Origin of the sequence: Streptomyces omiyaensis (genome assembly GCF_014650895.1) — a bacterium.
GTDB lineage: Bacteria > Actinomycetota > Actinomycetes > Streptomycetales > Streptomycetaceae > Streptomyces > Streptomyces omiyaensis.
In genome coordinates this window covers 58,809-71,503 of record NZ_BMVV01000028.1, presented here as the reverse complement: position 1 = coordinate 71,503, position 12,695 = coordinate 58,809, and the positions used below count along the sequence as shown (strand labels likewise).

The 12,695-nt window shown below is 76.7% G+C and carries 10 protein-coding genes; 4 read left to right on the top strand and 6 right to left on the bottom strand.

Annotated elements, in window-relative coordinates:
* Positions 1-71 precede the first annotated feature (71 nt).
* From IE287_RS31995 to IE287_RS31980, 4 genes are all read right to left on the bottom strand, one after another.
* Positions 72-1,004 carry a hypothetical protein gene (locus IE287_RS31995; protein WP_189852742.1) on the bottom strand — a complete coding sequence of 311 codons (933 nt, stop codon included), beginning with the start codon at positions 1,002-1,004 and terminating at the stop codon, positions 72-74.
* Positions 1,001-1,900 (bottom strand): hypothetical protein, encoded by a 900-nt coding sequence (locus IE287_RS31990; protein ID WP_189852741.1) that lies wholly within the window; start codon positions 1,898-1,900, stop codon positions 1,001-1,003. Before IE287_RS31990 ends, IE287_RS31995 begins: the two co-directional genes overlap by 4 nt.
* Positions 1,897-3,426 carry a hypothetical protein gene (locus tag IE287_RS31985; RefSeq protein WP_189852740.1) on the bottom strand — a complete coding sequence of 510 codons (1,530 nt, stop codon included), beginning with the start codon at positions 3,424-3,426 and terminating at the stop codon, positions 1,897-1,899. Before IE287_RS31985 ends, IE287_RS31990 begins: the two co-directional genes overlap by 4 nt.
* A gap of 199 nt (positions 3,427-3,625) precedes the next feature.
* A complete protein-coding gene (locus IE287_RS31980; RefSeq protein ID WP_189852739.1) occupies positions 3,626-4,339 on the bottom strand; it encodes a GntR family transcriptional regulator in 714 nt (237 codons plus the stop codon).
* 203 nt (positions 4,340-4,542) lie between these two features.
* Here IE287_RS31980 and IE287_RS31975 point away from each other — a divergent pair, with 203 nt between their 5' ends.
* The 4 genes from IE287_RS31975 to IE287_RS31960 all read left to right on the top strand — a co-directional run bounded on the left by IE287_RS31975 (position 4,543) and on the right by IE287_RS31960 (position 8,239).
* Entirely contained in the window at positions 4,543-5,823 is a 1,281-nt protein-coding gene (locus IE287_RS31975; RefSeq protein ID WP_189852738.1) for an MFS transporter, read from the top strand.
* A 150-nt stretch (positions 5,824-5,973) separates the two neighbouring features.
* Positions 5,974-6,738 carry a LamB/YcsF family protein gene (locus IE287_RS31970; protein WP_189852737.1) on the top strand — a complete coding sequence of 255 codons (765 nt, stop codon included), beginning with the start codon at positions 5,974-5,976 and terminating at the stop codon, positions 6,736-6,738.
* A complete protein-coding gene (locus IE287_RS31965) occupies positions 6,735-7,379 on the top strand; it encodes a 5-oxoprolinase subunit B family protein (protein WP_189852736.1) in 645 nt (214 codons plus the stop codon). Before IE287_RS31970 ends, IE287_RS31965 begins: the two co-directional genes overlap by 4 nt.
* Positions 7,376-8,239, top strand: coding sequence for a 5-oxoprolinase subunit C family protein (locus IE287_RS31960; RefSeq protein WP_189852735.1), 864 nt, complete (start codon positions 7,376-7,378; stop codon positions 8,237-8,239). Before IE287_RS31965 ends, IE287_RS31960 begins: the two co-directional genes overlap by 4 nt.
* Here IE287_RS31960 and IE287_RS31955 read toward each other — a convergent pair.
* Positions 8,226-11,852, bottom strand: a complete 3,627-nt coding sequence (locus IE287_RS31955; RefSeq protein WP_189852734.1) for a hydantoinase B/oxoprolinase family protein — start codon at positions 11,850-11,852, stop codon at positions 8,226-8,228. The genes IE287_RS31960 and IE287_RS31955 overlap by 14 nt on opposite strands.
* Positions 11,849-12,679: an SGNH/GDSL hydrolase family protein gene (locus tag IE287_RS31950; RefSeq protein ID WP_229883869.1), complete on the bottom strand. Its 831-nt coding sequence runs from the start codon at positions 12,677-12,679 to the stop codon at positions 11,849-11,851. Before IE287_RS31950 ends, IE287_RS31955 begins: the two co-directional genes overlap by 4 nt.
* Positions 12,680-12,695 lie beyond the last annotated feature (16 nt).

Genomic DNA, 12,695 nt, shown 5'->3' with positions numbered 1-12,695 from the left:
GCTCGGGGAGTTCGGTGGCGCGGACGGGGTGCGGCGCCCGTGCGGGGGCGGGGCGCGGCGGGGCGGTGCGGTTACGCGTGGAAGGGCAGGCCGGCGTCGGCGACGAGGTCCAGGTCGTCGCCCTCGGGCGGCGGGACGAGGGTGGCGGTGCCGTCGCTGACGGGGACGATCCCGAGGTCGAGGAGTTCGGTCAGGGCGGCGGATCCGGCCATGTCGCGGACCTGGAGCTGGTAGCGGGCGGTGGTGCGGTAGGAGCCGCCGTTCTCGTCGCCGGTGCGCTGGAGGAAGCCGGAGTCGGTGAGGAAGGCCACGGCCTTGGCGACGATGCCGGTGGTGGAGCCGGCGAGGCGGCGGGCGTCCTTGGTGGCGCCGGTGGTGGAGCGGCGGGACCAGACGCGCCACGCGGCCTCCAGGCCGGGGGCGTCGGAGGCGGGGTCGGTGTTCTCGCCCTCCTCCTCGGCGCGCTGCTCCAGGCGGAGGCAGGCCTGGCGGACGAAGGAGTCCACGCCGTTGACGGTGAGGCGGCCGATGTACGCGTCGTCGGCGAGGTCCTCGGGGCGCGGGAACGCCATGGCGGCGACAGCGAGGTGGGCGAGGCCGTGCAGGAAGCGGTCGGCGGAGTCGGTGGCGGCGCGGCGGGCGTAGTCGCCCATGCGGACGGCGAAGACGGAGTCCTCGCCGGCGGTGACGGCCATGCCGGCGCGCGGGGAGACCTCCAGGACGATCAGGCCGAGGCCGGTCGCGACGGCGTCGGCGAGCCGGGCGAAGGCGGGGTCCTCCCGGTAGCGGCGGAGCAGCTCGGCGTACTCGGCGTCCCGGGCGGGCAGCAGCTTCGGCTGGAGCCCGAAGGAGACGAGCCGGGCGGCGTCGGCGGCGTCGGCGGGGGTCACGGCGGCGTGCGCGGGGGCCGGGGCCTGGGGCCGGGGGGACTCCTGCTCGCTCCACGCGTCCGCGTACTCGGCGTGCTCGGAGTACGCGGTGTGCTGGACGGCGTTGTCGCTCACGGCTGGGGCTCCTCGGTACGGCTCTCGTTCGGTACGGCTGCGGTGCCGGCGGCCCGGTGGAGGGGCAGGGGCACGGGGGTGACGGCGGCGGGCGGCGCGGGGGCCCCGCCCGGTGCGGGCGGCGGCGCCTCCGGGGCGGCTCCGAGGCGCACGGCGCGGACCATGGGCAGCTCGTGGCGCCGGCGCCCGGTGGCCCGGGATCCCTCCGGGAGGGACACGGTCCCGACGCGCGGCCGGTCGCCCGCCTCCGCGCCGGCCCCGGCGGCTCCCGGCGCCGCGACGGCGGCGGGCGAGTCCACGAAGGGGGCCAGGACGCGGGGGCCGGGGGAGACGGGCGGCCGGACCGGCTCCACGGGCGGGCCGGGGGACGCCGTCACGGGCCGGGCAGGGGCCGCCGTCACGGAGACGACGGGCTCGGTCGGCGCGGTGGGCGCAGGGGGCGCGGTGGACTCTGCGGGCGCGGCCGGCCCGGTCGGCTCGACGGGGTCCGCCGGTTCGACGGGGTCTGTCGGTTCGACGGGGGCCGCCGGCCCGGCCGGATGGGTGGGCGCGGTCGACTCGGCCGGCGTGGTCGTGGGGTCCGTCGGTTCGGCGGGCGCGGCCGGCTCTGCGCGCTCGGCCGGATCGGTCGGCTCGTCCGGATCGGTCGGCTCGTCCGGATCGGTCGCCGGGTCCGTCGGCTGCGCGGGCTCGGTCGGGTGCGCGGGCTCGGTCGGCTGCGCGGGCTCGGTCGTGAGGTCCGTCGGCCCGGGCGCGGCCTCGGCCGGGGGCGTCGCCGGTGCGGTGGGGGCCGGCGGGGTGGTGGGCCTGGGGAGCCACGCGCGCGTGGGGCGCGGGGCGTGGGGGGTCCGGTCGGCGCCGGGAGTCGGCGGGGTGGTGTCGGAGACGTACGTCACGTCGCCTCCGTGCGGTCGGCTGCCATGCCGACGGCGTCGAGGAGCGCCGTGCCGACGATGAGGTCGGCGCCGCCGAAGCCGGGGTCGTCGAGCGGGGTGCCGTCGTCGACCGCAAAGAGCAGCCGCTCCTCGCCCTGCCGGTAGGCCGTGCCGACCGGCGGGCTGGCCGCGTGGACGGCGAGCAGGGCCACCAGGTAGGCGAGGTCCTCGCCCCCGGCGGCACGGGCGTCGGCGAGCAGGCCGGAGAGGCGGCGCGGGGCGTCGTGCTCCAGCTCCAGCAGCGCGAGCGCGTCCGCGAGCTGGCGCTCGCTGAAGCGGGAGTCGTCGGGGGTGGCGATCAGCTCCGGCTCGGGCATCTCGGCGCCGAGGTGCTCGCGCTCGACCGGCGGGGTGAGCAGCAGGTCGACGAGGTCGCCGAGGCGGACGGAGGCGGGGGTGCGCAGACCGGTGCCGCGCGCGAAGAAGGCGTCGGTGACCCGGGTGGCGCGCTCCACGGGGAGCGGCAGCAGGGGGGCGACCAGCTGCCCGTACAGGTCGAGGCCGGTGTACCGGGTGGGGGAGGCGAAGGCCTGCCGGTCCTGCTCGGCGCGGAAGAGCGGTCCGGCCTCGAGCAGCCGGGACTGGAGCTGGGTGTGGCGGCGGATGCAGTCCTTGACGATGTCGACCAGCTCCGCGGCACGCCGCTTGTGCTCGGGCTCCTCGGCCTCGTCGCGCGCCTTGCGGATGTTGGTGAGGATCGCGTTCTCGTGGCGGTAGCGGTCGGCGACGTGGTCGAGCGCCTCGGCGATCATGTCGGGGACGCCGTTGAGCCAGTCCACCGCGCGCACGTTGCGCCGGGTGGCGTCCAGGGTCCTGCGGAGGGTCTCCGCGTACTGCACGGTCCGGTAGCGGGCCTGTTCGGCGGCGAGCTGGGCGTCGGCGAGGCGGCCCCGGCTGATGAGGACCTCCAGCTTCACCTCGGCGGCGATCTGGGCGCTGGTGACGTCGGTGTCGAGGGCGCCGACGAGCACGTTGACGGCCTCGTCGGTGGTCCGGAGGCAGACGGCGCCGCCGTAGCCCGGGACCTCCTCGACGAGCTTGAAGTCGTAGTCCCGGCGGACGTAGACGCCGTCGGTGCCGAAGGTGCCGTACACGGCGCGGAAGCCGCGGTCGACGCTGCCGACGTTGATCAGGTTCTCCAGGACCCAGCGGGCCACCCGCTCGTGCTCGGCGGCGGGGCGGTCCGGGGCCTGGGCGGCGACGCGGGGCAGCAGCCGGGCGACGACCTGGTCGTGGTCGGCGCCGGTGTCGAAGTCCATGTGGAGCGTGACGAGGTCGATCGCGGCGAGGGCGACCTCGGCCATCGCGTAGACCGTGTACTCGCCGGCGAGGTTGGCCTTGCGCGCGTCGAGGTCGTGCAGCGGCGCGGTGCACGCGAGCGCGCGCAGGCGCCGCGCGAGCCCTTCGTCGGCGGCCGGCCCCTGCGCGGGGCGCGGCCCCGCGCTGAGCTGGGGCGGAGCGAGGTCCGTCGAGGCAGGCGAAGTCACGGTGCACAGAGTAGGTCCTCGCACTGACATGGGTCGAAACGGCGCAGAAACCACCGCCCCCGCCCCGGCCGGCGCGGTACCCTCCGGCGCCGCCGCGCTCCCGGGGACCCGGGCCCGCCCGGCACGGGGCGGTCCGCCGGCGGACGCGAGGCCCCCGCGGAGCGCGGTCCGCCGGTGCCCGGCCGTCCCGCCGGCGCGGCTACTCCGCGGCGGGTTCCTCGACGGCCCGGGCGTAGGCGGCGGCGACGCGGTCGATGGAGTCGTCGAGGTAGCGGGCGAGGAGGCGTTCGGCGGCGCCCCGCTCCCCCGCCCGCAGCGCCTCCAGGATCTCCTTGTTGCGGGCCAGGTAGGGCTCGTGGAGCGCCCGGGGGCCGTCCACCACGTGGAAGGCGAGCCGGAGCTCGGCGAGGACGCTCCGCATGAGCTCGTCGGTGCGGGCGCTGCGGGCGAGGGCGACGAGTTCGCGGTGGAAGTGGATGTTGGCGGTGGAGACCGCGCGCCAGTCCCCCGCACGGGCGGCGGCCTCGCCCTCGGCGACGGCGGCGGTCAGGCCGTCCACGGGGAAGGGCGGCCGGCCGAGGCCGCGCACGACGGCGCACTCGACGAGCCGGCGGGTGCGGTAGATGTCCTCGACGTCGTCGACGGCGAGGACGCGGACGAAGACCCCGCGGTTGAGCTCGTGGACGAGGAGCCGCTCGTGGGTGAGGAGCCGGAAGGCCTCGCGCAGGGTGTTGCGGGAGACCCCGAGGGCGCCTCCGATGCTCTCCTCGGAGAGGCGGGTGCCGGGCGGGAAGAAGCCTTCGGCGATGCGGGTGCGCAGGATGTCCGCGACCCGTTCCGCCGTGCTGGTGCGCCCGAGCAGCACCCTGTCCTCGGCCAGTCCCCCGGTCGTCCCGGCGCCGCTCGCGTCCACGGTCCCCCTCCCTCTCGGGCCGGTCGGCCCCGACGTCGTCCCGGCCGCCGAGTCAACCGCAGTTTCGGGTCCGGGACAACAGAGCTCTTGTCGAATCGTTGAACAATCCCCTACCTTGGCGCCACCGCACACGGTCACCACCGGCACACGCACCGCCCTCTCGTACGTCTCTCAGGCACGCCTCCCCCACCTGCGAGGTGCAGATGAGCACGACACGGACCCGGCAGCACTCCCCGGACGACCGGTCCGACCCGACGGGGCCCTTCGGCTGGCTGCGCGCCCTCGGCCCGCGCGGACGGCGCGCCTTCGGCGGCGCCTTCGGCGGGTACGCCCTGGACTCCTACGACTTCTTCACCCTGCCGCTGTCGATGGTGGCGATCGCCGCCTACTTCAACCTCGACAAGGGCCAGACCGGACTGCTCACCACCGTGACCCTGGTGGTCTCGGCGGTGGGCGGCGCGCTCGCCGGGGTCCTCGCCGACCGGGTCGGCCGGGTCAAGGCGCTGATGATCACGGTGATCACCTACGCGCTCTTCACCGTGCTGTGCGGCTTCGCGCCGAACTACGAGACCCTGCTGGTCTTCCGGGCGCTCCAGGGCCTCGGCTTCGGGGGCGAGTGGGCGGTCGGCGCGATCCTGGTCGCGGAGTACGCCTCCGCCCGGCACCGGGGCCGCACCCTCGGCGCCGTCCAGTCGGCGTGGGCGGCCGGCTGGGCCCTCGCGGTGATCGTCTACACCCTGGTCTTCCAGTTCTCCGAGGCGGACCTGGCCTGGCGGATCCTGTTCTGGACGGGCGCCCTGCCCGCGCTGCTCGTGGTCTGGGTCCGGCGGCACGTGGAGGACGCCCCGCAGGCGGCCGCGGCCCGCGAGGCGAGCGCCGATCGGGGCTCGCTGCGGGCGGTGTTCCGGCCGGGACTGCTGCGCGTCACGCTCTTCGCGACCCTGCTCTCCACGGGCGTGCAGGGCGGCTACTACACCCTCGCCACCTGGGTGCCGACCTTCCTCAAGACCGAGCGCGGGCTGACCGTGGTCGGCACCGGCGGCTATCTGACGCTGCTGATCTCCGGCGCCTTCACCGGCTACCTGACGGGCGGACACCTGACGGACCGGATCGGCCGCAAGCGGAACATCGCGCTCTTCGCCGTCCTGTCGGCGGCGTCGGTGATCGCCTACACCCAGATCCCGGCCGGCTCGAACACCCTCCTCCTCTTCCTCGGCTTCCCGCTCGGCTTCTGCATGTCGGCCATCTTCAGCGGCTTCGGCTCCTTCCTCGCCGAGCTGTACCCGACGCCGGTGCGGGGCACCGGCCAGGGGCTCACGTACAACACCGGGCGGGCGGTCGGCGCGATCTTCCCCACCCTGGTCGGCTTCCTCTCCGAGAGCTGGGGCGTCGGCGGCGCGCTGGTCTTCGGCGCGGTGGGGTACGGGCTCGCGGTGCTGGCGCTGCTCGGGCTGCCGGAGACGCGCGGGAAGGAGCTCGGGTGAACGGCCCCGGCCGACGGGAGGACCCCGCCGCGTCCTGAGGCCCCCACGCGCGCGTACCGCCGCCCGACCGCCCACAGCACCACAGCACCACAGCACCACAGCACCACAGCACCACAGCACCACAGCACCAGCGAAGGGAACAGCACCATCATGAGCGGGGTCTCGATCGACCTGAACGCCGATCTCGGCGAGGGCTTCGGCCGCTGGACGCTGACCGACGACGAGCGCCTGCTCTCCGTCGTCACCAGCGCCAACGTGGCCTGCGGCTTCCACGCGGGGGACGCGGTCACCATGCGGCGGGTGTGCGAGCTCGCCGCCGAGCGGGGGGTCCGCATCGGGGCCCAGGTCTCCTACCGGGACCTGGCAGGCTTCGGGCGGCGCGCCATGGACGTGCCGTCGGCGGAGCTGGCCGCCGAGGTCGCGTACCAGATCGGGGCTCTGGAGGTCTTCGCCCGCGCCGCCGGTTCCCGGGTGGCGTACGTGAAGCCGCACGGGGCGCTCTACAACCGGGTGGTGCGCGACGGGGAGCAGGCCGCGGCGGTCGTCGACGGGGTGCTCCTCGCCGGCGGCCGGCTGCCGGTGCTCGGGCTGCCCGGTTCGCGGCTGCACGAGGCGGCGGAGCGGGCGGGGCTCCCGGCGGTCGCCGAGGCCTTCGGCGACCGCGCCTACCGGGCCGACGGCTCCCTGCTGCCACGGGGGCGGGAGGGGGCCGTCGTGCACGACCCGGACGCGGTGGTCGAGCGGTCGGTGACCCTGGTCCGCTCGGGCACGGTGACCGCGCACTGCGGGACGGCCGTGGCGGTGCGGGCGCGGTCGCTCTGCCTGCACGGGGACACCCCGGGCGCGGTGGAGCTGGCCCGGCGCGTCCGCGCGGGCCTGGAGTCCGCCGGGGTCGCGGTGGGGGCGTTCGCGTGAGGGTGCTGCGGGTGGGCGAGCGGGCCCTGCTCGTCGAACTGGCGGACGGGGCCGCCGCCGAGGCGTTCCACGCGGAGCTGCTGCGGCGCCGGGCGGCGGGCGCGCTGCCCGGCGTGCGGGAGATCGTGCCGGCGGCGCGGACGGTGCTGCTCGACGGGGTGCCGGAGCCGGCCCGGCTCGCGGCCGAGCTGCCGGGTTGGGAGCCGGGGCCGCGCCACGCGCGCGTGGGCGGGGTCGTGGAGGTCCCGGTCCGCTACGACGGGCCGGACCTGGCCGAGGTGGCCGCCCGGTGGGGGGTGTCGCCGGCCGAGGCGGTGCGGATCCACTCCTCGGCCGAGTTCCGGGTGGCGTTCTGCGGGTTCGCACCCGGCTTCGGCTATCTGACGGGGCTCGGCGCACGGTACGAGGTGCCGCGCCGGGCGACGCCGCGGACGGCGGTGCCCGCCGGGGCGGTGGCGCTGGCGGGGCCGTACACGGGGGTCTACCCGCGGTCCTCCCCGGGCGGCTGGCAGCTGATCGGGACCACGGACGCCGTCCTGTGGGACACCGCACGCGAACCGGCGGCGCTGCTCTCCCCCGGCACGCGCGTGCGGTTCACGCCCGCGGCGGCCCCCTCGGCCGGAACGGGGGCCGGCCGGTGAACGACCGTGCCGTCACCGTGGTCCGGGCCGGCGCCCTGACCACCGTGCAGGACCTGGGGCGGCCCGGGTACGCGCACCTGGGCGTGCCCCGCTCGGGCGCCCTGGACCCGGCCGCCGCCCGCCTGGCGAACCGGCTGGTCGGCAACGACGAGGGCGCCGCGCTCCTGGAGACCACCGTGAACGGCTGCGCCCTGCGCCCGCGGAGCGCGGTGACCGTGGCGGTGGGCGGCGCGCCCTGCGCGGTCCGGGCGGACGGCCGCCCGCTGCCCTGGGGCACGGCGGCGCGGGTCCCGGCCGGCGCCCTCCTGGAGGTCGGCCCGGCCGTCCGCGGGCTGCGCGCGTACGTGGCGATCGGCGGCGGGATCGCCGTCGATCCGGTGCTCGGCAGCCGCTCCACCGACCTGCTGTCCGGGCTCGGCCCGGCACCGCTGGCGGACGGGGCGGTGCTGCCGCTGGGAGCGGCCGCGGCCGCACGGGGGTCGGTCGACGCTCCCCCCTGGCCGGGCCCGCCGGACGAACTCGTCCTGCGGGTCCGGCTCGGGCCCCGCGACGACTGGTTCACCGGCGGGGCGCTGCGCGCCCTGACCACGCGCGCGTACCTGGTCTCCCCGGCGAGCAACCGGATCGGGCTGCGGCTCGACGGACCGGCCCTGCGGCGCGCCCGGCCCGGCGAACTTCCTTCCGAGGGCATGGTCCTGGGGGCGGTGCAGGTGCCGCCGGACGGCCGGCCGGTGGTCTTCCTCGCCGACCATCCGACCACCGGCGGCTACCCGGTGGTGGCGGTCGTGCGGGAAGCGGACCTGGGGGCGGCGGCGCAGGCGGTGCCGGGGACGCCGGTCCGCTTCGTCACGGCGCCCTGAGCTCCGCCCGCCCGGGGTCGTCCTCCGGCGGGGTGCCGTACCCCCCGCCGCCGGGGGTGCGCAGGACGAGCACGTCGCCGGGGCCGACCTCGGTGGTCGCCGCGCCGGCGAGGCGCTCCACGGTGCCGTCGGCGCGCTCGACGAGGTTCTCCCCGAGCGCGCCGGGCGCGCCGCCCGCCATGCCGTACGGGGGCACCCGGCGGTGTCCGGTGAGGAGGGCGACCGTCATCGGTGCCAGGAACCGCAGCCGCCGCTCCACCCCGTCGCCGCCGTGCCGGCGCCCCCGGCCGCCGCTGCCCTCGCGGACGGCGAAGGAGTCGACGCGGACGGGGTGGCGCCACTCCAGGACCTCGGGGTCGGTGAGGCGGGAGTTGGTCATGTGGGTCTGCACGGCGTCGGCGCCGTCGAAGCCGTCGCCCGCGCCGGAGCCGCTCGCGACGGTCTCGTAGTACTGGACGCGGTCGTCGCCGAAGGTGAGGTTGTTCATGGTGCCGGAGCCCTCGGCCTGGACCCCGAGGGCGGCGTAGAGGGCGCCGGTGACGGCCTGGGAGGTCTCGACGTTCCCCGCGACGGTGGCGGCCGGCGGTTCGGGCGCGAGCATGGAGCCCGGCGGCACCCTGATCTCCAGGGGTTCCAGACAGCCGCTGTTGAGCGGGATGTCCTCGTCGACGAGGGTGCGGAAGACGTAGAGGACGGCCGCCGTCACGACCGCCGTGGGGGCGTTGGCGTTGCCCGGCAGCTGCGGCGAGGTCCCGGTGAAGTCGATGACGGCGGAGCGGCGTGCGCGGTCGACGCGGACGGCGACCCGGATGACGGCGCCGGAGTCCGTCTCGTAGGCGTGGGCGCCGTCGTCGAGGCGGGCGACGATCCGGCGGACGGACTCCTCGGCGTTGGCCCGTACGTGGCCCATGTAGGCCTGCACCGCCTCCAGGCCGAACTCGTCCACCGCTCTGCGGAGTTCCCCGATGCCCTTCTCGTTGGCGGCGATCTGGGCGCGCAGGTCGGCGAGGTTGGTGTCGGGGTCGCGCGAGGGGTGGGGGGCGCCGGTGAGCAGGGCGCGGGTCTCGGCCTCGCGGAACCGGCCGTCGCGGACGAGGAGCCAGTTGTCGAAGCGGACGCCCTCCTCGTCGACGGTGCGGCTGAAGGCGGGCATGGAGCCGGGGGTGATGCCGCCGATCTCGGCGTGGTGGCCCCGGGAGGCGACGAGGAAGCGGAGCTCGCGCCCGGTGTCGTCGAAGACGGGGGTGACGACGGTGACGTCGGGCAGGTGGGTGCCGCCGTGGTAGGGGTCGTTGACGGCGTAGACGTCGCCGGGGCGGAGGTCCCCGGCGCGGCGGCGCAGGACCTCCTTGACGGTCTCGCCCATGGAGCCGAGGTGGACGGGGATGTGGGGGGCGTTGGCGACCAGGTTGCCGTCGGCGTCGAAGAGCGCGCAGGAGAAGTCGAGGCGTTCCTTGATGTTGACGGAGTGGGCGGTGTTCTCCAGGCGGACGCCCATCTGCTCGGCGACGGACATGAAGAGGTTGTGGAAGACCTCCAGGAGGACCGGGTCCACGTCGGTGCCCGCGGCGGTGCGGGCGGGGCGCGGGAGGACCCGGGTGAGCAGCAGGTGGCCGGTGGGGGCCGCGGTGGCGCGCCAGCCGGGGTCGACGACGGTGGTGGCGTCGTCCTCGGCGAGGATCGCGGGCCCGTCGACGGTGTCGCCGGGGCTCAGGTCGTCGCGGCGGTGGAGCGGGGTGTCGGAGGCGGTGGCACCGTCGTGGGTGCGGACGGTGGCGCGGGGGGCGAGGGGGCCGGTGCGGGTGCCGACGGGGACGTGGACGGGGCCGTGGGGTCCCGCCGCGCCGACGGCCTCGACGGTGACGGCCTCCACGACGAGCGGCTTGTCCATGGTGAAGGCGTAGCGGGCCCGGTGGTCGGCGGTGAAGGCGCCGGCCATGGCGGCGGCGGGGCCGAGGTCGACGGGGAGGCCGGCGTCGGTGCCGGCGTAGCGGAGCAGGACGCGCGCGCGGGTGGTGATCGCGCCGTCGGGGAGGCCGTCGGCGCGGAGTTCGGCGCGGGTGCGGTCGGCGAGTTCGGCGGCGACGGCGGTCACGCGCGCGTGGGTGCCGGGGGCGTCGAGCGGGGCCTCGACGGACCGCTCGCGCAGGGCGGTGGCGTCGGCGAGCCCGATGCCGTACGCGGAGAGGACGCCGGCGAGCGGCGGGACGAGCACGGTGTCGACGCCGAGGGCGTCGGCGACGGCGCAGGCGTGCTGGCCGCCGGCGCCGCCGAAACAGGTGAGGGCGTAGCGGGTGACGTCGTGGCCGCGCTGGACGGAGATCTTCTTGACGGCGTTGGCCATGTCGAGGACCGCGATCCGCAGGAAGCCGGCGGCGACCTCCTCGGGGGTGCGGCCGCCGCCGACCTCCTCGGCGAGGGCCGTGAACCGCTCGCGGACGATGCCGGCGTCGAGGGGTTCGTCGCCGCCCGGGCCGAAGACGGCGGGGAAGTGGCCGGGCTGGATGCGGCCGAGCATGACCTGGGCGTCGGTGACGGTGAGCGGGCCGCCGCGCCGGTAGCAGGCGGGGCCGGGGACGGCGCCGGCCGAGTCGGGGCCGACGCGGTAGCGGCGCCCGTCGTAGTGGAGGACGGAGCCGCCGCCGGCGGCGACGGTGTGGATGCTCAGCATGGGGGCCCTCATCCGCACCCCGGCCACCTGTGAACCGAGTTCACGCTCGAACGTGCCCGCGTAGTGCGACACGTCCGTGGACGTGCCGCCCATGTCGAAGCCGATGACCCGGTCGTGTCCGGCCCGGGCGGAGGTGCGGGCCATGCCGACGACGCCGCCCGCGGGGCCGGAGAGCACGGCGTCCTTGCCGCGGAAGTGGGCTGCCTCCCGCAGTCCGCCGTTGGACTGCAGGAACATCAGGCGGATCCCGGCGAGTTCGGCGGCGACCTCGTCCACGTAGCGGCGCAGCACCGGCGAGAGGTAGGCGTCGACGACGGTGGTGTCCCCGCGCGGGACGAGCTTGATCAGCGGGCTGACCTCGTGGGAGCAGCTGACCTGGGTGAACCCGGCGGCGCGGGCGGCGGCCGCCACCCGCAGCTCGTGGTCCGGGTGGCGGTAGCCGTGCATCAGGACGACGGCGGCGGAGCGGAGGCCGTCGCGGTGGGCGGCGGAGAGCGCCGCGGCGACGGCGTCCTCGTCGAGGGGGCGGACGACGGTGCCCCGGGCGTCGACCCGCTCGGGGACCTCGGCCACGCGCGCGTACACGGCCTCGGGGAGCACGATGTGCCGGTCGAAGAGGCGGGGCCGGTTCTGGTAGGCGATCCTCAGGGCGTCGCGGAAGCCCTCGGTGATCAGCAGCAGGGTGGGTTCGCCGTCCCGTTCCAGGAGGGCGTTGGTGGCGACGGTGGTGCCCATCTTGACGACGGCGATCCGGTCGGCGGGGACGGGGTCGCCGGGGCCGAGGCCCATGAGGAGCCTGATGCCGGCCACGGCGGCGTCCTGGCGGCGGGCCGGGTCGTGGGAGAGGACCTTGCGGGTGACGAGGCGCCCGTCGGGGCGCCGTCCCACGACGTCGGTGAAGGTGCCGCCCCGGTCGATCCAGAACTCCCAGCGCCCGCTCATCCCTCCATTGTCGCCGCGAGGGCCGCGGCGAGGGCGGTCTCGGCGCGCGCGTCGAGCGGGCCCGTGCCGATGCCGTCGGCGGGGTGGAGGAGTTCCTCCCCGGCGAGCAGCAGGAGCTGGGGCAGCAGGTCGCGGCTGCGGCGCAGCACCCATCCGGTGCCGGCGGTCGCGAGCCAGAGGGCGGTCTGGGCGCGCGTGGGCGGCGGTTCGGACGCGTCCGGGGAGGGCGCGGGCCCCCGGGCGAGCCCGCGCTCGGCGAGGAGCCGGTGGAAGGCTCCGGCGACGGCGCGGTGGCCGCGCTCGCCGGGATGGAGCCGGTCGGCGCTCCACCACCGCCGGTCGTCGGTCCAGGCGGGTTCGGCGAGGTGGAGGTGGACGGCTCCGTGCCGGGCGGAGAGGGCGTGCACCACCGCGTTCACGGACCTCCCGCGGCGGGCGAGCGGGCGGGCCAGCGGCGCGGGCAGGCCCAGCATCCGCCCCGGGTCGGGCAGACAGGCGGTCAGGAGTACGGCTCCGGTCGCGCCGAGCGCGGCGAGGACCCGGTCCAGGCGGCGGGCGAACAGTCCGATGTCGAAGGTGTGCCGCAGGGTGTCGTTGACGCCCACCACGACGGAGGCCAGGTGCGGCCGGAGGGCGACCGCGCGGGACGCCTGGTGTGCGGCGACGTCCGCGCTGAGCGCGCCGCTGACGGCGAGGTTGGCGTACTCCAGGCGCTGCCCCGGTCCGGCGAGCCCTTCGGCGAGCAGCGCGGCCCATCCGCGCCAGGCCCCGGCGGCCCGGTCCCCCACCCCCTCGCTGAACGAGTCGCCGAGCACGACGAACCGCACCGGCCCCCCTGTTCCG

Excerpts from the sequence above, each read along its gene's own strand:
- IE287_RS31975 (WP_189852738.1), top strand. The coding sequence starts at position 4,543 with ATGAGCACGACACGGACCCGGCAGCACTCCCCGGACGACCGGTCCGAC.
- IE287_RS31970 (WP_189852737.1), top strand. The coding sequence starts at position 5,974 with ATGAGCGGGGTCTCGATCGACCTGAACGCCGATCTCGGCGAGGGCTTC.
- IE287_RS31955 (WP_189852734.1), bottom strand. The coding sequence starts at position 11,852 with ATGAGCGGGCGCTGGGAGTTCTGGATCGACCGGGGCGGCACCTTCACC.